General features: G+C 60.3%; 18 protein-coding genes. 14 read left to right on the plus strand and 4 right to left on the minus strand.

The genetic code is table 11. The annotated features are described in order from the left end of the window. Positions 1-265 precede the first annotated feature (265 nt). Positions 266-823 carry an NUDIX hydrolase gene (locus AC1Q6Y_RS09875; RefSeq protein ID WP_057712156.1) on the minus strand — a complete coding sequence of 186 codons (558 nt, stop codon included), beginning with the start codon at positions 821-823 and terminating at the stop codon, positions 266-268. Between the two features lie 3 nt (positions 824-826). After that, positions 827-1,894, minus strand: a complete 1,068-nt coding sequence (locus AC1Q6Y_RS09880; RefSeq protein WP_090452925.1) for a DUF2333 family protein — start codon at positions 1,892-1,894, stop codon at positions 827-829. Positions 1,895-2,380: 486 nt separating this feature from the next. Here AC1Q6Y_RS09880 and gcbA point away from each other — a divergent pair, with 486 nt between their 5' ends. From gcbA to AC1Q6Y_RS09950, 14 genes are all read left to right on the plus strand, one after another. Further along, positions 2,381-4,051 (plus strand): diguanylate cyclase GcbA, encoded by a 1,671-nt coding sequence (gcbA, locus tag AC1Q6Y_RS09885; protein ID WP_057712158.1) that lies wholly within the window; start codon positions 2,381-2,383, stop codon positions 4,049-4,051. Between the two features lie 955 nt (positions 4,052-5,006). Further along, positions 5,007-6,050, plus strand: coding sequence for a methyl-accepting chemotaxis protein (locus AC1Q6Y_RS09890; protein WP_492624584.1), 1,044 nt, complete (start codon positions 5,007-5,009; stop codon positions 6,048-6,050). A gap of 172 nt (positions 6,051-6,222) precedes the next feature. Further along, complete coding sequence (locus AC1Q6Y_RS09895) at positions 6,223-7,968, plus strand: protein-disulfide reductase DsbD (RefSeq protein WP_492624491.1); 1,746 nt, start codon at positions 6,223-6,225, stop codon at positions 7,966-7,968. 132 nt (positions 7,969-8,100) lie between these two features. Then, positions 8,101-8,556: a type II 3-dehydroquinate dehydratase gene (gene aroQ, locus AC1Q6Y_RS09900; protein ID WP_007971361.1), complete on the plus strand. Its 456-nt coding sequence runs from the start codon at positions 8,101-8,103 to the stop codon at positions 8,554-8,556. A gap of 24 nt (positions 8,557-8,580) precedes the next feature. Then, entirely contained in the window at positions 8,581-9,045 is a 465-nt protein-coding gene (gene accB / locus AC1Q6Y_RS09905; protein WP_008053948.1) for an acetyl-CoA carboxylase biotin carboxyl carrier protein, read from the plus strand. Positions 9,046-9,062: 17 nt separating this feature from the next. Continuing rightward, a complete protein-coding gene (gene accC / locus AC1Q6Y_RS09910; protein WP_007994228.1) occupies positions 9,063-10,421 on the plus strand; it encodes an acetyl-CoA carboxylase biotin carboxylase subunit in 1,359 nt (452 codons plus the stop codon). Between the two features lie 282 nt (positions 10,422-10,703). Beyond that, positions 10,704-11,582 (plus strand): 50S ribosomal protein L11 methyltransferase, encoded by an 879-nt coding sequence (gene prmA, locus AC1Q6Y_RS09915; RefSeq protein WP_492624492.1) that lies wholly within the window; start codon positions 10,704-10,706, stop codon positions 11,580-11,582. A gap of 30 nt (positions 11,583-11,612) precedes the next feature. After that, positions 11,613-12,866: a DUF3426 domain-containing protein gene (locus tag AC1Q6Y_RS09920; RefSeq protein WP_492587181.1), complete on the plus strand. Its 1,254-nt coding sequence runs from the start codon at positions 11,613-11,615 to the stop codon at positions 12,864-12,866. Between the two features lie 184 nt (positions 12,867-13,050). Continuing rightward, positions 13,051-14,061: a tRNA dihydrouridine synthase DusB gene (gene dusB / locus AC1Q6Y_RS09925; protein ID WP_057712163.1), complete on the plus strand. Its 1,011-nt coding sequence runs from the start codon at positions 13,051-13,053 to the stop codon at positions 14,059-14,061. Next, on the plus strand, positions 14,058-14,378 hold the full coding sequence (gene fis, locus AC1Q6Y_RS09930; RefSeq protein ID WP_015093301.1) for a DNA-binding transcriptional regulator Fis: 321 nt from the start codon (positions 14,058-14,060) through the stop codon (positions 14,376-14,378). Before dusB ends, fis begins: the two co-directional genes overlap by 4 nt. An 82-nt stretch (positions 14,379-14,460) precedes the next feature. Continuing rightward, positions 14,461-16,068: a bifunctional phosphoribosylaminoimidazolecarboxamide formyltransferase/IMP cyclohydrolase gene (gene purH, locus AC1Q6Y_RS09935; protein ID WP_102669203.1), complete on the plus strand. Its 1,608-nt coding sequence runs from the start codon at positions 14,461-14,463 to the stop codon at positions 16,066-16,068. Between the two features lie 149 nt (positions 16,069-16,217). Beyond that, complete coding sequence (purD, locus tag AC1Q6Y_RS09940; protein WP_090452915.1) at positions 16,218-17,513, plus strand: phosphoribosylamine--glycine ligase; 1,296 nt, start codon at positions 16,218-16,220, stop codon at positions 17,511-17,513. Between the two features lie 100 nt (positions 17,514-17,613). Further along, positions 17,614-20,391, plus strand: a complete 2,778-nt coding sequence (locus AC1Q6Y_RS09945; protein ID WP_407514957.1) for a hybrid sensor histidine kinase/response regulator — start codon at positions 17,614-17,616, stop codon at positions 20,389-20,391. A gap of 65 nt (positions 20,392-20,456) precedes the next feature. After that, a complete protein-coding gene (locus AC1Q6Y_RS09950; protein WP_057712167.1) occupies positions 20,457-21,053 on the plus strand; it encodes a MarC family protein in 597 nt (198 codons plus the stop codon). A 67-nt stretch (positions 21,054-21,120) separates the two neighbouring features. Here AC1Q6Y_RS09950 and AC1Q6Y_RS09955 read toward each other — a convergent pair whose 3' ends face one another. Together AC1Q6Y_RS09955 and AC1Q6Y_RS09960 are read right to left on the minus strand one after the other, a co-directional pair. After that, complete coding sequence (locus AC1Q6Y_RS09955) at positions 21,121-21,849, minus strand: hypothetical protein (RefSeq protein ID WP_492624493.1); 729 nt, start codon at positions 21,847-21,849, stop codon at positions 21,121-21,123. 55 nt (positions 21,850-21,904) lie between these two features. Further along, entirely contained in the window at positions 21,905-22,720 is an 816-nt protein-coding gene (locus AC1Q6Y_RS09960; RefSeq protein ID WP_057712169.1) for a hypothetical protein, read from the minus strand. Positions 22,721-22,789 lie beyond the last annotated feature (69 nt).

The raw sequence follows: 22,789 nt of genomic DNA on the forward strand, positions 1-22,789 counted from the left end.
ACTTGGGAAGGCTATCGACCGCGAAGCCCCACTCAGGCAGGGGCAGCGCTACTGAAACGGTACGACATTCATTTCACTGCAGGAGCGAGCTCGCTCGCGATGAACTCAAAAGCGACGCGTTCATTCTGGATGCCCGCGTTATCGTTGACGTCCATCGCGAGCGAGCTCGCTCCTACAGCAACAACCAGCAATACCGGTTCAGTTTAAAAAGGTCGCGCAGTGTAACGGCAAAAACGCCGATTGCTAAGAGCCAATCGGCGCCAATTTATAGCTGTTTTGCGACGTCGATCCGGCGTGAGCGCAAATAGCGCTTCAACGCGGCCAGAGAGTCCGGGCAATAAGGCTTTTGCTCGATTTCCAGCATGACCTGATCGATAGGGATAAAGCGCGCTTCGAGCACCTCTTCCGGTTGCAGGATCAACGGGCCGTCCCACACCGCCGAGAACGCCGAACACCACAGGCGATTGCCGGTGTCCTCAAAGTAAAAGTGGTCATGGGCGGTCAGTTCCACGCCACTCACGCCCAGTTCTTCCTCCAGCTCCCTTGCCGCCGACTCGGCATAAGTTTCACTGGCGAGCACCATGCCCCCCGCCGCCACGTCCCAGAAACCGGGATAGATTGCCTTGCTCAGGGTGCGGCGATGCACGCACAGCTCGCCAGCGGAGTTGAACAACATAATGTAGGTGCCGCGCCCGATCAGCCCGCGCTCGCGCAAATCGGAACGAACCAGGGCGCCGAGCAGGTTGTCCTGCTCGTCAACCCAGGCGATCTGTTCGGCATCGGAAGCCGCACGGTGCGCGGCCTCCCTGGCATTATCGACCATGACTCAGCCCTGATTGAGCAGTTGACGCAAATCGATCACCGCCGCGTTGGCCCGGGAAATGTAGTTGGCCATGACCAGCGAGTGGTTGGCCAGTACGCCGAAGCCACTGCCGTTGAGGATCATCGGGCTCCACACCGGCTCCTGCGACGCTTCCAGTTCACGAATGATCTGGCGCACGCTGACCGTGGCGTTCTTCTTGGCCAGCACATCGGCGAAGTCGACTTCAATGGCGCGCAGCAAATGCGAGAGAGCCCAGGCCTGGCCGCGAGCTTCGTAGAACACGTTGTCGATCTGCAGCCATGGGGTTTCGACGATTTCCTCATCGACTTGCGGCGCCACACCCGGCGTCACCACCTCGGTCTTCAGCGCAGTGTTGAGCTTGACCCGGCCCACACTGGCCGACAGTCGTTGCGACAGCGAACCCAGACGGGTGCCGACGTCACCCAGCCAGTTGTTCAGGTTGTCGGCGCGGGCATAGAACAACGCGCTCTTCTGGTTAGGATCGGACAGTCGCGCCTGATAGCGGCTCAGGGAATTGATGCCCTCCAGGTACTCGGACTCACTGGATGGCAGCACCCAGCTCTTGTTGTCGAAGTTGAAGCGCGGCTCGGCCTTGGCCAGGTCGGCGTCTTCGGCGGACTGCGATTGCGAACGGGCGAAGTCTTTACGCAGTGCCCTGCTCAGGTCGCGGACCTGCACCAGCACGCCATATTCCCAGCTCGGCATGTTGTCCATCCACAGGCCTGGCGGGAATCGGTCGTTGGAAATATAGCCGCCCTGCTTGGTCAGCAAGGTGCCGGCAACGGTCTTGAGGGTTTCCACCGTGGTGTAGCCGACGACCATCTGCTTGCCTTCTTTTTCGGCCGCCAGTTGAGCGGTTTGCTGGACCGGGAACAGCGCCGGCTCCTGGCTCCAGTACCAGCCCAGGACACTCGCCACCAACAGGTAGATGCCCAGCAGAGTGGCCAGCGCCCGGCTGAACAACAGACCACCCAGATAACTGCGGGTCTCCGACTTCGGTTCAGCGGCACGTTCAGGCGCACTGTCTGTGCGGTTCTTCCAGTCCAGCATGGCGATATCCTTTCAAGCTCTTGAGTTCAACGGTTCGACCACAACCATACAACAACGTGCCTTGGCCCGGCACCCGCCATCGCACCGATGCGGAAAATTACCGGGCTTGCGGATCAAAAGAACGTCTGCGCACCCGACGACGCGGCGACCCTCAAAATCCCCCCTAATGGTTTGGATTGCCACCCTAAGGGAATCCCCGACCCTCTAATACCCGAAAAAACGGGCCGATCAGCACTGGCAAAAAAATCATGAATGGCCGGCGTTCCGTCACTCGCCCATTTCCACCCCGCCCCCGCCAAGTGCCCTGATTCAGGTACTTCGCCCCTTAAAACCGCGACTTGAAAGGCTAGAACAAGACCGGCCAGTCACAAACTGAATAAAGACACATTGCAGATTATTGACGTACAGCACTCATGTAATGGAAAAGTGGTGCTAGCATAGAGCCACCACTCGACCTCAGTGTGCACCCTAACTAGTAGTCAGGATATGACCGAGCCAGAAGATCCCAGCCGCGAGCGCCTCAAGCACCACTTTGCCCAGCGGGTAATTCATCAGGCTCGTCAGATTCTTGAGATATGGCAGCGCCTGCAACGCAGTGAGTGGTCCACCGCCGACCTTTCGGAACTGAGCGAGGCCAATCTGCGCCTGCTGCGTTTCGCCGAGCGTTTCGAACAACCGGAACACTCGCAACTGGCACGCCACATCGGTCAGTCACTGGAAGCGGTCGACGCCAATCGCGGACGCCTGAGCAGTGGCCTGATCACCGATCTCAACCGCTTGATGCAGCGCCTGTCACGCACCGGCCTGCGCCATGGCGACCAACTCGATCAAACCTTCCTGCCGCCGCTGCGCAAGCCCATCTACGTGATGTTGCAGGATCACGACCGCGCCGAGCGCCTGGCCAAACAACTGGAATTCTTCGGCCTCAGCGCCCAGTCCCTGGACAGCGTAGACGCGTTTCGCTCATCGATGGTCGAGCGCATGCCGGCGGCGATTGTCATGGACGTGGACTTCAGTGGCACCGGTGTCGGCCTGAAACTGGCCGCCGAAGCCCAGGAAGGCCTCGATCATCAGCTGCCGCTGCTGTTCTTCAGCCTGCACGAAACCGACACCCCGACCCGCCTGGCCGCCGTGCGTGCGGGCGGCCAGGAATTCCTTACCGGCACCCTCGAAGCGTCGAGCCTGCTGGAGAAGATCGAAGTCCTGACCTGCGTTGCCCAGTACGAGCCTTATAAAGTGCTGATCATCGACGACTCCCGCGCCCAGGCCTTGCACACCGAGCGTCTGCTCAACAGCGCCGGGATCGTCACCCGCACGCTCATCGAGCCGATCCAGGCCATGGCCGAACTGGCGGACTTCCAGCCGGACCTGATCATCCTCGACATGTACATGCCGGCCTGCACCGGTACGGAACTGGCCAAGGTGATCCGCCATAACGACCGTTACGTCAGCGTGCCGATCATTTACCTGTCGGCCGAAGACGACCTGGACAAGCAGCTCGACGCCATGAGCGAGGGCGGCGACGACTTCCTGACCAAACCGATCAAGCCCCGGCACCTGATCACCACCGTGCGCAACCGCGCGGCCCGGGCACGCAACCTCAAGGCACGGATGGTCCGCGACAGTCTCACCGGGTTGTACAACCACACGCATATCCTGCAATTGCTCGAAGACTGTTCGTTCCGCGCCCGCCGCGAAAGCAAGCCGCTGAGCTTTGCCATGCTCGACATTGACCACTTCAAACGGGTCAATGACAGCCACGGCCACCCCATGGGCGACCGGGTGATCAAGAGCCTGGCGCTGTTTCTCAAGCAACGCCTGCGCAAAACCGATTTCATCGGCCGCTACGGTGGCGAAGAGTTCGCCATCGTCATGCCGGATACCGATATCGAAGCGGCCTACAACGTGCTCGATGAAATCCGTCAGCGCTTTGCCGAGATTCACTATCCCGCGCAACCCGAGGATCTGTGGTGCACCTTCAGTGCCGGAGTGGTTGAGCTTTGCGAAAGCTCCGACAGCTTGATGATGGCCAACCAGGCGGACGAAGCGCTGTATCGCGCCAAACACGGCGGACGCAATCGCGTACAGGGCGCACGCACATCAAAGCAAAGTGCCACTTTTTTATCGGAATCGACCGATACGGTCATAACCCTGTAACAGAAACGCAATAACTTCAGGCACTTACCATTTCTGCCGTTGGTAGTCCGTAATGCGCCTGAAGCTGCTGACCAATCTCAATACCCTCCTTCTGGTGGCTGTGTGCGTGGCCCTCGGCGCTACGCTGTGGTGGTCGCAGAAAGCCCTGGAGCGCCCATATCTATTAATGGAGCGCTACCTGGGCCTGTCGCAGCAATTTCAGAATGACGTCGCCCGCAGCATTGAGGATTACCTGGGCAGCGGCGATGCGCTGCGCCTGAGCAGTGCCGCCCAAGGCATCGACAGCCTGCAAAAAGAACTCGGCGAATTGCCACCGGCCTTGGCCGAGGCGTTGCGCCCCAGCCTGTCGACCCTTGAAGAATTCAGCAAGACCGACCTGCTGGCCGCCGGCAAACTGGCAGGCGATCCGCAGGCCTTGCTGCTGCAGGCCGAGCGGGAACTAGGCGCCAGTCTCGATCAACTCAGCCAGTACGCCAGTGGCAATGCGGCCTACCTCACGCCGCTGCTCACCGCATCGCAACACTTGGGAAAATTGTCCCTGACCCGGGACAAACTGGTCAGCAGCGGCCGCAGCGAACTGGCCGCCGATGTCGAACGCGAAGTGGCCAACATCCGTATCCAGGCAGAGAAACTCGACGCCCTGCCATTGCTGGGCGTGACCACCAGCAGCGAGTCGAACACTGATGATTTCGCCTCGATGATGGGCCTGGAGAACAAGGAAAAAACCGTCGCCGAAGATGCCGGCGTCGGCCTCAAGCGCGAGCTCAACAGCCTGCTCATCCGCTATCCGGCCGAGCTCTCGCGCACTCGCGATCAAATCCGCAAGCGCGCCGACCTCAGCGCGGCGACCCACCTGAAAATCGCCGACGTGCAACAGGCCATTGCAGGGATGGAACCGGTGGTGCGCGCCCAGCACGGGCAGATCCAGGGTGAAGTACGGCTGATGCAAGGCGTGATGATCGGCTTGATTCTGTTGATCGCATTGCTGATCGACACCCTGCAACGCAAACTCGCCCGGACCCTGACCAACCTCGCCCCGGCCCTCTCGACCTGGGCCGAAGGCGACTTCAGCCGCGACATTCAACTGGGCAACACCAACCGCGAATTGCATGACATTGAAGCCTCCCTCAACCGCTTGCGCGCTTATCTGGTGGACCTGGTGGGGACCATTCGCCGCAACGCCGAACAGGTGGCCGGCAGCAGCCGCACCCTGGCCGACCTGAGCAACGACCTGCATGACGATGCCGAGCATCAGGCTGGCGACACGGCACTGATCCGCGACTCCCTCAGCGAACTGGAAGCGACCATTCAACAAGTCGCCGGCGACGCCAGCCAGGCCGCCGAAGCCAGCCGCCACGCCGGCCTGGCCGTGGAGCATGGACAGAAAGTCATCGGCCTGAGCCTCACCGGCCTGCATGCGCTGGTGGATGAAGTGCAAGGCAATGCACAAATGATCGAACACCTGGCCGAAGAGTCGGCCACCATCGGCGGCGTGTTGACGGTGATCCGCTCGATTGCCGACCAGACCAACCTGCTGGCCTTGAACGCCGCCATCGAGGCGGCCCGGGCCGGGGAAATGGGCCGAGGTTTTGCGGTGGTGGCCGAAGAGGTGCGGTCACTGGCGCAACGTACCGCCGGGGCCACCGCAGAAATCCAGACGCTGATCGCAGGGCTGCAAACCGCCGCGCGGCAATCGGTGGAGGGCATGCGAGCCCAGGTCGAACACGCCGAAGCCACGGCCAGCCAGGCCCAGGCCGCTGATGGCGCGCTGGATAAAATCGTCGGGGCGATCCAGACCATTTCCGACACGGCGGTACGCATCGCCGATGTCACCGCCCAGCAAAGCGGTGCTGTCAGCGAAATCCGTGACCACAGTGAGCGGATTCACCAGCTGGGCGGGGATAATTTGCTGCGCATTGGTGAAGGGCGTGAACAGGGAGAAAATCTTCTGGTGCTGGGTGGTCGATTGCATACAGCCGTTCAGGCCTTCCGCGTCTGATAGACCGCCATCGCGAGCAAGCTCGCTCCCACATTTGATTTGTGCACGACGCAAATCCCCTGTGGGTGCGAGCTTGCTCGCGATGGCGTCAGAACAAACACCTCAGACTCCCCTCCTGCATATCACGCCGCCGTCCGCTATCATCCCCCCAATTCCGATACGCGAGATCGTCATGCGCCGCTTGCTCTGCCTGTTGTTTTTAGTGTTCGTCCTGCCGGCCAGCGCCACTGGCTTGCTGGAGAACCGACCCAGCTCAAGCCTGGGCTCGATCAACAACAGCGCCGACTTCCTGCCGGTGCGCGAAGCTTTCCAGCTGAGCCTGGTAGACAGTACACCGCAATCGATCAAGTTGCGTTTCGTCGCCACCGAAGGTTACTACCTCTACCGCCACCGTTTTCAGTTTCGCGCCGACCCGGCCGATGTCCTCCTCGGCGCGGCGAAACTGCCCGACGGCCAGAAAAAGCACGATGAATACTTCGGCGATGTCGAGGTCTACCACGGCATTCTCGACGTTGAGTTGCCGCGCACCGACCAACGTGCCTTCACCCTGGTCGTGACCTATCAGGGATGTGCCGACAAAGGCCTGTGCTATCCGCCGGAAACCGAGCGCCTGAGCATCGACGGCAGCGGCGCTCCGGCGACGGCTTATCAATGGAGCTGGCGCGAACTAGCGTTGTTTTTCCTCGCCGGCCTGGGCCTGACGTTCACGCCATGCGTGCTGCCCATGCTGCCGATCCTTTCCGGGGTGGTGCTGCGCGGTCAGGTCGGTGGCTGGCGCGGTTTCAATCTTTCGCTGGCCTATGTGCTGCCGATGGCCGCCTGTTTTGCCCTGCTCGGCGCCCTGATGGGCCTGTTCGGCGCCCAGCTCAATCTACAGGCGCGGCTGCAATCGGCCTGGGTGCTGGTGCCGTTCGCGATGTTTTTTGCCGTGTTTGCCTTGGCGATGTTCGGCGTCTTCGAACTCAAGCTACCGCATGCCATCAGCAGTCGCCTGGACCGCATCGCCGGCCGCACCGAAGGCGGGTCACTGTGGGGCGCCGCGGTGTTGGGCGTGGTCTCCAGCTTGCTGGTTTCACCCTGCGTTTCGGCGCCATTGGCCGGGGCGTTGCTGTACATCAGCGCCAGTGGCGATGCGCTGGGTGGCGGCTTGAAACTGTTCATGCTCGGCCTCGGCATGGGCGCGCCGCTGTTGCTGGTGGCCACCGGTGGCGCAGCCTGGCTGCCGAAGAGCGGTCCGTGGCTGGTCTACGTGAAAAACGCGATTGGTGTGTTGTTGCTCGGGTTGGCCGTTGGCCTGCTCGGCCGCGTCTTGCCGGGCCAGGTCACCTTGCTTCTGATCGGTTTGCTGGCAGGCGGCGTCGGCCTGTTCATGGGGGCGCTGGAGTTCGTCTATAAACCACCGCGCAAACGCCTGGGGCAATTGTTCGGCATGTTCCTGCTGTTTTACGCACTGGCCTGCTGGTATGGCGCCTTCAGCGGCCAGACCGACCCGTTCAACCCGATCGGCCAGCCCCGTATCGCTGAAAACAACGGACCCGCGCAAAACACCAGCACCTGGCAAACCGTCAGCACTTCCGCCGATCTGGACCGCGTGCTCGCTGAGGCCCGGTCGTCCGGCACACCGCTGCTGCTCGACTGGTACGCCGACTGGTGCATCAGCTGCAAGGTCATCGAACGCGAGGTACTGGATGACCCTGTCGTCATCGAACGCCTCAAGGGTTACCGGCTGATCCGCTTCGACATCACCGCCAGCAACGCCGAGCAACGCGCCCTGCTCGATCGCTACCAGTTGTTCGGCCCCCCGGCCCTGATGTTTTTTGGCAAGGACGGTGTCGAACGCGCCGATGTGCGAGTGATCGGCGAGATCAACGCCAGGGACTTCGCCGAACGTGTAATCAGGGCGAATGACCAATTTTAATCAAGCAGTCATATATTTCGCGCAAACATCGGTCATCGTGCTGGCTATTGCAGAGAACTGGACAGTCACAAAGGCTTTGCGGCATAGTCGCCGGGTTCTGACAATTGCTCACAGATAACATAGGAACCGCCGATGGCGACGTTACTCGTTCTGCACGGACCCAACCTGAACCTGCTCGGCACTCGCGAACCGGGCACCTACGGCGCCACGACGCTGGCGCAGATCAACCAGGACCTGGAACGCCGTGCCCGCGAAGCCGGTCACCATTTGCTGCACCTGCAAAGCAACGCCGAGTACGAATTGATCGACCGCATCCACGCTGCCCGCAGTGAAGGCGTGGACTTCATTCTGATCAACCCAGCAGCTTTTACACATACAAGTGTCGCATTACGTGACGCGCTGCTGGCGGTGAGCATCCCATTCATCGAAGTGCATTTGTCTAACGTGCACAAACGCGAACCTTTCCGCCATCACTCTTACTTCTCCGACGTAGCGGTGGGAGTGATCTGCGGCCTTGGCGCCAGCGGTTATCGACTGGCCCTGGAGGCCGCCCTGGAACAGCTTGAACAACAAGTTAACCGCCCCTGACCGACCCTTGGGAGTTGATGATTCATGGATATCCGTAAAGTTAAGAAACTGATCGAATTGCTGGAAGAGTCCGGCATCGACGAGCTCGAGATCAAGGAAGGCGAAGAGTCCGTACGCATCAGCCGTCATAGCAAGACCCCGGCTCAGCAGTACTACGCGCCAGCTCCAATGCATGCTCCGGCTGCCGCGCCTGTTGCTGCCGCCGCTCCGGTTGCCGCTGCCGCACCTGCTGCCGCCGCCGCGCCAGCACTGAACGGCACCGTTGCCCGTTCGCCGATGGTCGGTACGTTCTATCGCAAGTCTTCGCCAACCTCGCCGTCCTTCGTAGAAGTCGGCCAGACCGTGAAGAAAGGCGACACCCTGTGCATCGTTGAAGCCATGAAGATGATGAACCACATCGAAGCTGAAACCAGCGGTGTGATCGAATCCATCCTCGTCGAAGACGGCCAGCCGGTTGAGTACGACCAACCGCTGTTCACCATCGTTTGAACCGCGGAGAGCCTTTGATGACTGCGAAGTTGGAAAAAGTTCTGATCGCCAACCGCGGTGAGATCGCCCTGCGGATCCTGCGCGCCTGCAAAGAGATGGGCATCAAGACCGTCGCCGTTTACTCCAAGGCTGACAAGGAACTGATGCACCTGGGCCTGGCAGACGAATCCGTCTGCATCGGTCCGGCATCGGCCGCCCACTCCTACCTGCACATTCCGGCAATCATTGCCGCAGCCGAAGTGACTGGCGCCACCGCCATTCACCCGGGCTACGGTTTCCTTGCGGAAAACGCCGACTTCGCCGAGCAGGTCGAGAAATCCGGCTTTGCGTTCATTGGCCCGAAAGCCGAAACCATTCGCCTGATGGGCGACAAGGTATCGGCCAAGCACGCCATGATCGCTGCCGGCGTACCGACTGTTCCGGGTTCTGACGGCCCGCTGCCGGAAGACGAAGAAACCGCTCTGCGCATTGGTCGCGAAGTCGGTTACCCGGTGATCATCAAGGCCGCTGGCGGCGGTGGTGGTCGCGGCATGCGCGTTGTGCACAAGGAAGAAGACCTGATTGCCTCGGCGAAACTGACCCGCTCCGAAGCAGGCGCGGCGTTTGGCAACCCGATGGTCTATCTGGAAAAATTCCTGACCAACCCACGTCACGTGGAAGTCCAGGTGCTTTCCGATGGCCAGGGTCACGCTATCCATCTGGGCGACCGCGACTGCTCGCTGCAACGTCGTCACCAGAAGGTTCTTGAAGAAGCGCCGGCACCGGGTATCGACGAAAACGCACGTGAGGAAGTACTCGCACGCTGCGTCAGGGCTTGCATCGATATCGGCTACCGTGGCGCAGGCACTTTCGAGTTCCTGTACGAAAACGGCCGCTTCTACTTCATCGAGATGAACACTCGTGTCCAGGTAGAGCACCCGGTTTCGGAAATGGTCACCGGCATCGACATCGTCAAGGAGATGCTCAGCATCGCCGCCGGCAACAAGCTGTCGTTCACCCAGGATGACGTGGTCATCCGCGGTCACGCGCTGGAATGCCGGATCAACGCCGAAGACCCGAAAACCTTCATGCCAAGCCCGGGCACGGTCAAGCATTTCCACGCTCCAGGCGGCAACGGCGTTCGCGTCGACTCGCACCTGTACAGTGGCTATGCGGTTCCGCCGAACTACGATTCGTTGATCGGCAAGCTGATCACCTACGGGGCAACCCGTGACGAAGCCATGGCGCGCATGCGCAATGCGCTGGACGAGATCGTGGTCGACGGGATCAAGACCAACATCCCGCTGCACCGCGACCTGACCCGCGATGAAGGCTTCTGCAAAGGGGGCGTGAACATTCACTACCTCGAGCACAAGCTGGCTGGCGAGAAGCACTAAGCTTCGACCCGATCAACAAAGCCGCCTTCGGGCGGCTTTGTTGTATCTGGACATTTCATCCGACTGCCCCCCCCCTGTGGGAGCGAGCTTGCTCGCGATAGCGTCGGCAAATCCACTATCGATGTCGACTGATAGACCGCCATCGCGAGCAAGCTCGCTCCCACAGGGGTATGTGTCGATGTACAGGGCAAGCCACTCCCACAAAACCTCCGCGCTCGCGTAAACTTGCGCGCTTCTCGCAGCCCGCTAGGCTGCAATCAATATTTTTCAAAGGTGCCCGCCATGCCTTGGCTGCAAGTCCGTCTCGCCATCAGCCCAGAACAAGCCGAAACCTATGAAGACGCTTTCCTTGAAGTGGGCGCCGTGTCGGTGACCTTCATGGACGCCGAAGATCAGCCTATCTTCGAGCCGGAACTCAACACCACGCCGCTGTGGTCCCACACGCACCTGCTGGCCCTGTTCGAAGGCGGCACCGAGCCAGGCCCGGTATTGGCCCATCTGGAGCTGCTGACCGGCAGCCCGTTGCCCGAGCACCACAGCGAGGTGATCGAAGACCAGGACTGGGAACGCAGCTGGATGGACGGATTCCAGCCAATGCGTTTCGGCCAGCGCCTGTGGATCGTGCCGAGCTGGCACGCCGCGCCGGAGCCTGATGCAGTGAATTTGCTGTTGGACCCGGGTCTGGCGTTCGGCACCGGCACCCACCCGACCACCGCACTGTGCCTGGAATGGCTCGACGGCCAGGACCTGAAAGGCTGCAACGTGCTGGACTTCGGCTGCGGCTCGGGGATTCTGGCGATTGCCGCCCTGCTGCTGGGCGCCAAGGAGGCCGTGGGTACCGACATCGACGTGCAGGCGCTGGAAGCGTCCCGCGACAACGCCGGGCGCAATAACATCGCTGATGAACTGTTCCCACTGTATCTGCCGGAAGATTTGCCGCAGGTTCAGGCCGATGTGCTGGTGGCCAACATTCTCGCCGGCCCGCTGGTTTCCCTGGCGCCGCAGCTGTCGGGCCTGGTCAAGTCGGGCGGTCGCCTGGCGCTGTCGGGCATCCTCGCCGAACAGGGTGACGACGTCGCTGCCGCCTACGCCAAGGACTTCGATCTGGACCCGATCGCCAATCGCGATGGCTGGGTGCGCATCACTGGCCGTCGGCGCTAGAATGATCGCCTGCATAATCCGGATCGCCGCATGACCGACAGCTTCGTCACCCAGTGCCCGCATTGCCAAACCAGCTTCCGCGTCAGCCATGCCCAGTTGAGCGTGGCTCGCGGGGTGGTTCGTTGCGGCTCCTGCTTGCAGGTGTTCAATGCCGCCAGGCAGTTGCTTGAGCAGGCCGGCAAGGAAGCACCAGTCGCGACGCCGCTCCCGCCTGTGCAGCCTGAGGAGCCCCTTGAGCCATCGCCACCGCGCGCCATCAGCCAAAAGCAATGGAGCGCGACCGAACTGGACCTGGACAGTCTCGACCTCGACGAAGAACTCGCCCGGCTCGAACAGCGGGAAATCCAGCCGGCCACCGAACTCGGCCGCCATCGCGACGACTCGCTGAGCGCCCGTCGCGACAGCGCCGGGCAGGACGACGAGGAGCCGTGGTCCGACAGCCTGTTCAGTGCGTCGGCGGCCGATCGTGCGCCAGTCGACGAACCGCTCGACAGCCTTGAAACACCAGAGCCGACGGTCGAAACGAGCAAAACCTCACGCACCGAACCTTCGCTGTCCCTGGAACCGGTTGATCTCGACGACGAACCGCAACCACCCCATTTGCGATTGCACGACCCTCTTGATGCGCCGCTGAACCACGAACGCCTGTCGGCCGCCGACGAGAGTGAAATCGACGACAACCTGCCCTCGATAGAACCGCTGCGCAAGCGACGCGAACGCAGCGAACCGGGCGTGCGCGCCGAAGCGCTGCAAGACCTGACCGACGACCCGCTGCAACTGGACTGGCAAAAACGCCGTTCACCTTGGGGCCGACGGCTGTTGTGGTTGCTGCTGGTGCTGATTGCCGCAGGCGCCCTCGCTGGCCAGTACATCGCCTACCATTTCGACGAACTGGCGCGACAGGATCAATATCGCCCGTGGTTCCAGCAACTGTGCCCGCAAATCGGCTGCACCGTGCCCTCCAAAGTCGACATCGCGAAAATCAAAAGCAGCAATCTGGTGGTGCGCAGCCACCCCGAGTTCAATGGCGCCCTGGTGGTCGATGCGATCATCTATAACCGCGCGCCCTTCTCCCAGCCCTTCCCGCTGCTGGAACTGCGTTTCGCCGACCTCAATGGCCATCTGATCGCCAGTCGTCGCTTCAAGCCTGGCGAGTACCTCAATGGCGATCTCGAAGGCATGGCAGAGATGCCTCCGCAAACGCCGATCCACATCGCCCTGGACATTCTCGACCCAGGTGCCAAGGCCGTGAACTACAGTCTGAGCTTCCACTCTCCGGAGTAAAACGCTTCATTACTCCCGGATTAACGCCGGCTTTCTGACTGCTCCAGGCAAACCAAACCACGGGTAATAACAGAATAACTGTTCAGAATTTGTTCAATTCAGCCTTTATCCAGTCATCGAGAGCGGGTATCATGCCAACCCTTTTTCGAACTCTCATGATCCGGCCCCACAACAGGGAAGTCCTATGTCGGCGGTACGCATCGGCCCATACACATTACATAACAGCTTGATTCTCGCCCCCATGGCGGGTGTCACCGACCAGCCCTTTCGTCAGCTGTGCAAGCGCTTGGGCGCGGGACTGGTCGTCTCGGAAATGGTCACCAGCGACATGAGTTTGTGGAACACCCGCAAGTCGCGCATGCGCATGATCCACGAAGGTGATCCCGAGCCACGCTCGGTACAGATCGCCGGTGGGGACGCGCAGATGCTGGCGGACGCCGCACGTGCCAACGTTGAAATGGGTGCGCAGATCATTGATATCAACATGGGCTGTCCGGCAAAAAAAGTCTGCAACAAGGCTGCCGGTTCCGCACTGTTGAAGGATGAACCCCTGGTAACCGAGATCCTGCAGGCCGTCGTGGCTGCGGTCGATGTGCCGGTTACCCTGAAGATCCGGACCGGTTGGGACCGGGACAACAAGAACGGCCTGACGGTGGCGAAGATCGCCGAACAGGCAGGCATTACGGCGCTGGCGGTGCATGGCCGCACCCGTGCCGACCTGTACACCGGTGAAGCCGAGTACGACACCATTGCCGCAATCAAGCAGGCGGTGTCGATTCCGGTCTTCGCCAATGGCGATATCGATTCGCCAGAAAAAGCCCGGTACGTGCTCGACGCGACCGGTGCCGATGGCCTGTTGATTGGCCGGGCTGCCCAGGGGCGGCCATGGATTTTTCGCGAGATCGACCATTTCCTGCGTACCGGCGAGAAACTCCCGGCGCTGGAACTGATCGAGGTGGAACGCATTCTGCTAGAGCATCTGGCTGCCCTGCACGCCTTCTATGGTGATGTGATGGGCGTACGCATTGCTCGAAAGCATGTGGGCTGGTATCTCGCAACCCTGCCGGGCGCCAGGGAGTTTCGCGCCCACTTCAATCGTTTGGATGGTACGGATGCACAATGCGCCAACGTTCGGGCGTTTTTCGCCGAGCGTTACAAGAGCCTGACAGGGGACGGAGAGTGGGTGGCCGCATGACGATGATGACCGAGACTTTAGTGAGTGGAACAACACCCGTGAGCGACAACGTGAATTTGAAACAGCACCTCAATACGCCAAGCGAAGAAGGTCAGACCCTTCGCGGGAGTGTCGAGAAGGCGCTGCACAATTATTTCGCCCACCTTGAGGGCGCTGCCGTCACGGATGTGTACAACCTGGTGCTCTCCGAAGTCGAGGCTCCCCTGCTCGAGTGCGTGATGAACTACGTCAAGGGCAACCAGACCAAGGCCAGCGAGATGCTCGGGCTTAACCGGGGCACGCTGCGCAAGAAACTCAAGCAGTACGATTTGTTGTAAGCATTCAATCAAACCAGAAAGGCGCCCGCGTAAAACCGGTCGCCTTTTTTGCTGACTTCCTTTGCTTTTGATGGAAATTGAGATGACCGACCAGACTACCCGCCTGCCGATCCGCCGCGCCTTGATCAGCGTTTCCGACAAGACCGGGATCCTCGAATTCGCCAAGGAGCTTGAAGCCCTGGGCGTCGAGATCCTCTCCACCGGCGGGACGTTCAAGCTGCTGCAGGACAACGGCGTTGCCGCAGTGGAAGTCGCGGATTACACAGGCTTCGCGGAAATGATGGACGGCCGGGTGAAGACCCTGCACCCGAAAATCCACGGCGGGATCCTCGGTCGTCGCGGTATCGACGACGCCATCATGAACGAGCACGGCATCAAGCCGATCGACCTGGTAGCGGTCAACCTGTACCCGTTCGAAGCCACCATCAACAAGCCAGGCTGCGACCTGCCGACCGCCATCGAGAACATCGACATCGGCGGCCCGACCATGGTCCGTTCCGCCGCCAAGAACCACAAGGACGTGGCCATCGTGGTCAACGCCAGCGATTACGCCAGCGTCCTGGAAAACCTCAAGGCCGGTGGCCTGACCTACGCCCAGCGTTTCGACCTGATGCTCAAGGCCTTCGAGCACACCGCCGCCTACGACGGCATGATCGCCAACTACATGGGCACCGTGAACCAGTCTGCCGACACCCTGAGCACCGAAGGTCGCAGCGAGTTCCCGCGCACCTTCAACAGCCAGTTCATCAAGGCCCAGGAAATGCGCTACGGCGAGAACCCGCACCAGAGCGCGGCGTTCTATGTTGAAGCCAAGCCTGCCGAAGTCGGCATCGCCACCGCGACCCAGCTGCAAGGCAAGGAACTGTCGTACAACAACGTGGCCGACACCGACGCCGCGCTGGAATGCGTGAAGAGCTTCGTCAAGCCGGCTTGCGTGATCGTCAAGCACGCCAACCCGTGCGGCGTGGCTGTCAGCCCTGATGCCGAAGGCGGCATCCGCAAGGCCTACGACCTGGCCTACGCCACCGACACCGAATCCGCCTTCGGCGGCATCATCGCCTTCAACCGCGAACTGGACGCCGAGACTGCCAAGGCCATCGTCGAACGTCAGTTCGTCGAAGTGATCATCGCTCCGTCGGTCAGCGAAGAGGCCCGCGCCATCGTCGCTGCCAAAGCCAACGTACGCCTGCTGGCCTGCGGCGAGTGGTCCGCTGACCGCGCGGCGGCCTGGGACTACAAGCGCGTCAACGGTGGCCTGCTGGTACAGAGCCGCGACATCGGCATGATTGGCGCCGACGACCTGAAAGTGGTGACCAAGCGCGCACCGAGCGAGCAGGAAATCCATGACCTGATCTTCGCCTGGAAAGTTGCCAAGTACGTGAAGTCCAACGCCATCGTCTACGCCAAGAATCGCCAGACCATCGGTGTCGGCGCCGGCCAGATGAGCCGCGTGAACTCCGCGCGTATTGCTGCTATCAAAGCGGAACATGCCGGTTTGCAGGTAGCCGGTTCGGTGATGGCTTCCGACGCCTTCTTCCCGTTCCGCGACGGTCTGGACAATGCGGCCAAGGCGGGCGTGACTGCCGTGATCCAGCCAGGCGGCTCGATGCGTGATGCTGAAGTGATTGCTGCTGCCGACGAAGCCGGTATCGCAATGGTATTTACCGGCATGCGCCACTTCCGTCACTGACAGCACAGCATTCCCCTGTAGGAGCGAGCTTGCTCGCGAAGAACGACTAGACGCCACAGTGTTTCAGACACCCCGCGTTATCGTTAACCACCATCGCGAGCAAGCTCGCTCCTACAGTTCCCAGATTTGCGTCATCCGAGGTTTTTGAAATGAATGTTTTGATCATTGGCAGCGGTGGCCGTGAACACGCCCTGGCCTGGAAAGTGGCTCAGGATCCGCGCGTGCAGAAGGTGTTCGTGGCGCCGGGCAACGCCGGTACCGCCATCGAAGCCAAGTGCGAGAACGTCGCCATCGACGTACTGGCGCTTGAGCAACTGGCAGACTTTGCCGAGAAAAACGTTTCCCTGACCATCGTTGGCCCTGAAGTGCCGCTGGTTGCCGGTGTTGTGGATCTGTTCCGCAGCCGTGGCCTGGATTGCTTCGGTCCGACCGCTGGCGCTGCGCAGCTGGAAGGCTCGAAAGCCTTCACCAAGGACTTCCTGGCTCGCCACAAGATCCCGACCGCCGATTACCAGAACTTCACCGAGATCGAGCCGGCCCTGGCTTACCTGCGTGAAAAAGGCGCTCCGATCGTGATCAAGGCCGATGGCCTGGCCGCCGGTAAAGGCGTGATCGTCGCCATGACCCTGGCCGAAGCAGAAGACGCCGTGCGCGACATGCTGGCGGGCAATGCCTTTGGCGATGCGGGTTCGCGCGTGGTCATCGAAGAGTTCCTGGACGGCGAAGAAGCCAGTTTCATCGTCATGGTCGACGGCAAGAACGTCCTGCCGATGGCCACCAGCCAGGACCACAAACGCGTCGGCGACGGCGACACCGGTCCAAACACCGGCGGCATGGGTGCTTACTCCCCGGCGCCAGTGGTCACCGCCGAAGTGCACAAGCGCGTCATGGACCTGGTGATCTGGCCGACCGTGCGCGGCATGGCCGAGGAAGGCAACGTCTACACTGGTTTCCTGTACGCTGGCCTGATGATCGACAAGGCTGGTAACCCAAAAGTCATCGAATTCAACTGCCGCTTCGGCGACCCTGAGACCCAACCGGTGATGCTGCGCCTGCAGTCGAGCCTGGTGCTGCTGGTCGAGGCTGCTCTGGCCCAGGCGCTGGACAAAGTAGAAGCGCAATGGGATCCACGCCCGAGCGTCGGAATCGTGCTTGCCGCTGGCGGCTATCCTGGTGACTACGCCAAAGGCGTGGCCATCAAGGGGCTGGATGCAGCCGCCGCACTGGAAGGCAAAGTCTTCCACGCCGGTACTGCGCTCAAGGACGGTCAAGTCGTAACGGCCGGCGGTCGGGTGCTTTGCGCAACGGCCATGGGCGCCAGCGTTGACGCTGCACAGCAGCAGGCCTACAAGCTCGCGGCTTCGATTGACTGGGAAGGCTGCTTCTATCGCAAGGACATTGGCTACCGCGCCATTGCCCGCGAGCGTGGCGAAAATCAGGAATAAGGTAAACACCGCGCCAGGCAATGAACACTGTTTATTGCCTGGCTATTCCGGCGCCGCGCATCGTTATATTCTGGCATCAACCTAACGAAGGGATTTCGCCGTGCGCTGGCTCAGGATTGCCATAAGCTTGACCGTCACTTTGCTGACCTTGCTCTGCATGCTACCGGCCCAGGCCGCGCAAGGCAGTGGCTGGGCGGTATTGCTCGACGAACAGGGCGACCTGCAACTGAGCGACATCCGTTCCGCACGTTACACCAATCAATTCAGCCCTATCGAACTCGACCGCATTACCGCCGCCGAACCCGATGGCGCGTTATGGTTGCGATTCAGGCTTGCACCAGGCAAACATGAACAGTTGCTGCGCGTGTTCGCACCTGACCTGCGCCAGTTCAACATGTACGTACTGGACGGCGACAAGCTGATCGATCAATCCAGCACGGGCAACGAACACCCCCAATCCGAGCGACCATTGCCCAGCAGCGACTTCATGCTGGCCCTGCCGCAAAGCGACACCCCCCTCGACGTATACCTGCGACTGGCCTCCGACCACCAGTTACGACCCTACATCACCCTGCAGTCAGCGATCAACTCGGCCGCCAACCAGAACCAGACGCTGATTTATGGCCTGCTGTTCGGTTGCATCGCCATGCTGATCCTGCACAACCTCATCCGCTACGCCTACACCCGCTCGCACAGCGCCCTCTGGTTGGCGACGTGCGAAGGGCTGTTGATGCTCAGTCTGCTGTTGTTGCTGAATCTCGCCGGCCCCTGGCTGCCGGACTGGCATGCACTGCAAACGCCGGGGGCTTACCTGGCATTATTAATGACTGCCCCCTGCGGCCTGATGCTTGCCTATCGTTTCTTCGCCCCGCTCGGGCCGCATCCGCTGAACCGCTTGCTGCTTGGCGAGGTCGTGCTGATCACCGCCTGCAGCCTGATGCTGCTGTTCGTCAATACCTTGCCGCTGAACTTCATCACCTACGGCCTGGTAGCCCTGGCTGGCCTGACCATGCTGTTCATCAGCGCCTATCACTGGCAAAAAGGTTATCGCCCGGCTCGCCTCTTCGTGGCGGCCATGGTGGTGTTCAACCTCGGGACACTGGTCATCCTGCCTGCTCTGTTGGGGCTGACCCTGATCGAACCCCATGGCCTGATCACCACATTGCTGGCGTTCATCTGCATCAGCGGCCTGTTGATGAGCATTGCACTGAGCGAGCGCCAGCGACGCATCACCGAAGACCGCTTCAGCATCAGTCGTGACCTGGCGGCCAGCAACGCCGAGATCAACGCCAAGGCCGAGTTCCTGGCGAAAATCAGCCATGAAATCCGCACCCCGATGAACGGCGTCCTCGGCATGACCGAACTGCTGCTGGGCACACCGCTATCGGTCAAGCAACGCGACTATGTTCAGACGATCCACAGCGCCGGCAACGAACTGCTGACACTGATCAACGAAATTCTCGACATTTCCAAACTCGAGTCCGGACAGATTGAACTGGACGACGTGCAGTTTGACCTCAACGCGCTGATCGAAGACTGCCTGAGCATCTTCCGCGCCAAGGCCGAGCAGCAAAACGTCGAGTTGATCAGCTTCATCCAGCCGCAAGTGCCGCGGGTGATCAGCGGTGACCCGACACGCTTGCGCCAGACGCTGTTGAGCCTGCTTGAAAACGCCCTGAAAAAAACCGATGAAGGCGAAATCCTGATCGTCGTGGCGCTCGACGAGCGCAACACCAAACCACGCCTGCGTATCGCCGTGCAGGACAGCGGCGAGCCCATGGACGCCGAAGAGCGCGACGCCCTGATGCACGCCGAACTGCACAGCCGGCATTTTCTTTCGGCTACCCAGTTGGGCGGCAACCTGGGGCTGGTGATAGCCCGCCAGCTGATCCGCTTGATGCAGGGGGAATTCGGGATCAAGAGCGGCAACAACCAGGGCAGCACCCTGTGGCTGACCCTACCGCTGGACCCGGATCGCCTCGAACACCCGACCTCCGACCTCGACGGCCCGCTGCAAGGCGCGCGGGTATTGGTGGTGGATGACAATGACACCTGTCGCAAGGTGCTGGTGCAGCAATGCAGCGCCTGGGGCCTGAACGTCAGCGCCGCATCTTCCGGCAAGGAGGCGCTGGCCCTGCTGCGCACCAAGGCTCATTTGCGCGACTACTTCGATATAGTCTTGCTGGACCAGAACATGCCCGGCATGACCGGCATGCAACTGGCGGCCAAGATCAAGGAAGACCCGAGCCTGAACCATGACATCCTGCTGATCATGCTCACCGGCATCAGCAACGCACCGAGCAAGATCATCGCGCGCAACTCCGGGATCAAGCGCATCCTGGCCAAGCCGGTTGCCGGCTACACCCTCAAGACCACTCTGGCCGACGAACTGACCCAGCGCAACAAAGGGCTCGTCGCGACCCAGCCCGTGCCAATCGGCCCGACGCTGCCGGTCAAGGTCCCCTGCGACTTCCGCATTCTGGTGGCTGAAGACAACAGCATCTCGACCAAGGTGATCCGCGGCATGCTGAGCAAGCTCAACCTGCAACCGGATACCGCCTGCAACGGCGAAGAAGCCCTGCAGGCGATGAAAGCCCAGCGTTACGACCTGGTGCTGATGGACTGCGAAATGCCGATCCTCGACGGCTTCTCGGCCACCCAGCAATTGCGTGCCTGGGAAGTCGGCAACCAGCGGGTTCGCACCCCTGTGGTGGCGTTGACCGCCCATATCCTTGCCGAACATAAAGAGCGTGCGCGCCAGGCTGGCATGGACGGACACATGGCCAAGCCGGTGGAACTGTCGCAGTTGCGCGAACTGATCGAACACTGGGTCGCCCAGCGTGATCAGCAGAAACGCACGACGACCCCAACGTCCTGAGCCGACAGACTTCGCAACCCCTGATAGACTCCCCCTCGACTTCCCTCGCCAGTGAGCCCGGCACCATGCTCCATGTGTTGTTCAGCGTTTATCTGAAGATGCTGGTGCTCTACAGCCCATTCTTCGTGTTGTCCTGCTTCATCAGCCTGACCCGTGGTTATTCGCGCAAGGAACAGCGTCGGTTGGCCTGGAAAGTAGCGGTCGCCACCCTGGTCTCCAGCGTTCTGCTGTACTTGTTCGGCCGAGTGATTTTCAGTGTGTTCGGCATTACCGTGGACGCCTTTCGTATCGGTGCCGGTAGTGTGCTGTTCATCTCGGCGCTGGGCATGGCACAAGGCAAATCGGCGGTACAGACCGACAATGTGCAGCAGGATGTCACCATCGTTCCACTGACCATCCCGCTGACAGTCGGCCCCGGCACCATCGGTGCCTTGCTGGTGATGGGCGTGAGCCAGCCGCACTGGGACGACAAGCTCACGGCCATTGTCGGCATTGCCCTGGCCAGTTTTACCGTGGGCGTGGTGCTGTTCTTGTCCAGCCGCATCGAACGGATTCTCGGCGACCAGGGGTTACAGATCGTCAGCCGATTAATGGGGTTGTTCGTGTGTGCACTGGCGGCACAGATCATCTTCACCGGGGTCAGGGGCTACCTGCTTCCTTAGCCCGTCATGTCTCTCACCGTTCTTGTTCTCGGTCTCCCCTTGAGCGGTGTCGGAAAACCGGCATCAATCAACGAGGAGACTGCACGGCGTGCTCGCTGACCTGGATGCACAGTGCCTGTCGTTGCGACCCTAACCACAGCACTGTGTCTTCTCTGAATGCCTTGTATTCGTCGACCGAAAACCGCGAATGAAGGAACGAAGTGCTCACACCTCCCACAACGCGACTCAAGGCAAAATCCTGCCTGATGAACTGGCGATCTATCGGCTGACCCGTTTCAAAAAACACCGAAGCCAACGTCAGGAAGCCATCAGCCTCGACAACGCCTGCCAGCACTCTCACGCGATGATGACGGTTGCCGGCGTAATGACCTGCCGTGCTCGCCGATTCAGTCTCGACAGTCATGATCGATTGCCCACGGAAAACACCGGCTGCCACCGACGTCTCCGGCAATTGCGCGACCCTGCGCAAAGCACTTGCCGTCAGCACGATCTGCTCAGCGGACAGACTTGATTGAAAGGCCGCATGGACAGCGTCCTGTATTGAGAAAACCGTAACACCTGCAACCGGGAACATTCCCGAAGTTCTCCCTTGATCGTGGAACTTCCAACCACAGGCAACCAGCGTATCCACAAATACATCGGTCCATTGAGCGTGGTTCCTGCCGCCTGGAAAGTCTTCCTCTGCCGCGAGTTGCGCAAATAAAATAGTGTCAAGGGCGTCCTGCCCGTCTGCAGCCGACAACGACGTCGACAACAGTAAAACGCTGCCTGAATTTATCAATACGGAATACGCCATACGCTTTCCTTGTTTTCAAGAAGGCCAGAGACACAAAGCCTCTGGCCTTGCCCCTTCACTTGCGCCGGCTGAAACGCTTGACCAGAACTTCCTTTCGGTGAACGCCAAGATACTCTTCGATATCCGACTTGATTTCCGCATAACGGACGGGATTGAAAGTAATGAACGACTTTCCGTGAAAAATATCCAGAGAGGACGTCTTCCAATCAACAAACAGCAAGCCGCCGTCCTTCCCCCCACCCTGATGATCAACCGCGCCTATCGCAATCAGGATAATTCCGTTTGCCATTTGTTCGCAGGGAATAGTGGACAAGCGCACGCCTTCGGCATTCTTCGACTCAAGATTCAACAGGTTGATCGCCTCAGGCTCTTTCTTCAATGCATCCAATGTAGAGCTGGTCACTGCACTGAGCACGGAGGCCCCTGGAATTGCAGCCTTTGCGGCTTCGACGGCCGCCTGAATAATATCGACCATGACATTATCCATCGTTACCTTAAGCGAAGTGGCGCTGTATTTTGAATAGCCTTTATCCGGCACGAAACATCCAAGTTCCTCCATGCACTTTGTAAACGCATGGTACCAAGCCTTGGGATCCTTACTATCAGAAACCTCGTAAGTTGCTTCCATCTTCGACATGGTGATCAAGTTTTCAATAATCGCCATGTTCTCAAGACTTATTTTGTCTCCGTACCCGACTAGACTGTTGCCAAGTACCACCGCGTTGAGCTCCTTTGTAGGGCTCGATGCAATCGACAAAGCCAAGGACCTTACACGCGGCCTGCCAGCCAAGGCAACTTTACGCTTCTGAATGCACTTTCTTACAAAGTCAACGCGTTGCGAAACACTTACCGCACTCTCAAAATTATCCACAAACAATACTCCTTTATATATTAATAAGCGCCCCATCCGGGAGCGCCCTGAATCTAACCTGCCCTATCC

It is taken from the genome of Pseudomonas sp. GW823-FHT06E10 (assembly GCF_058794995.1).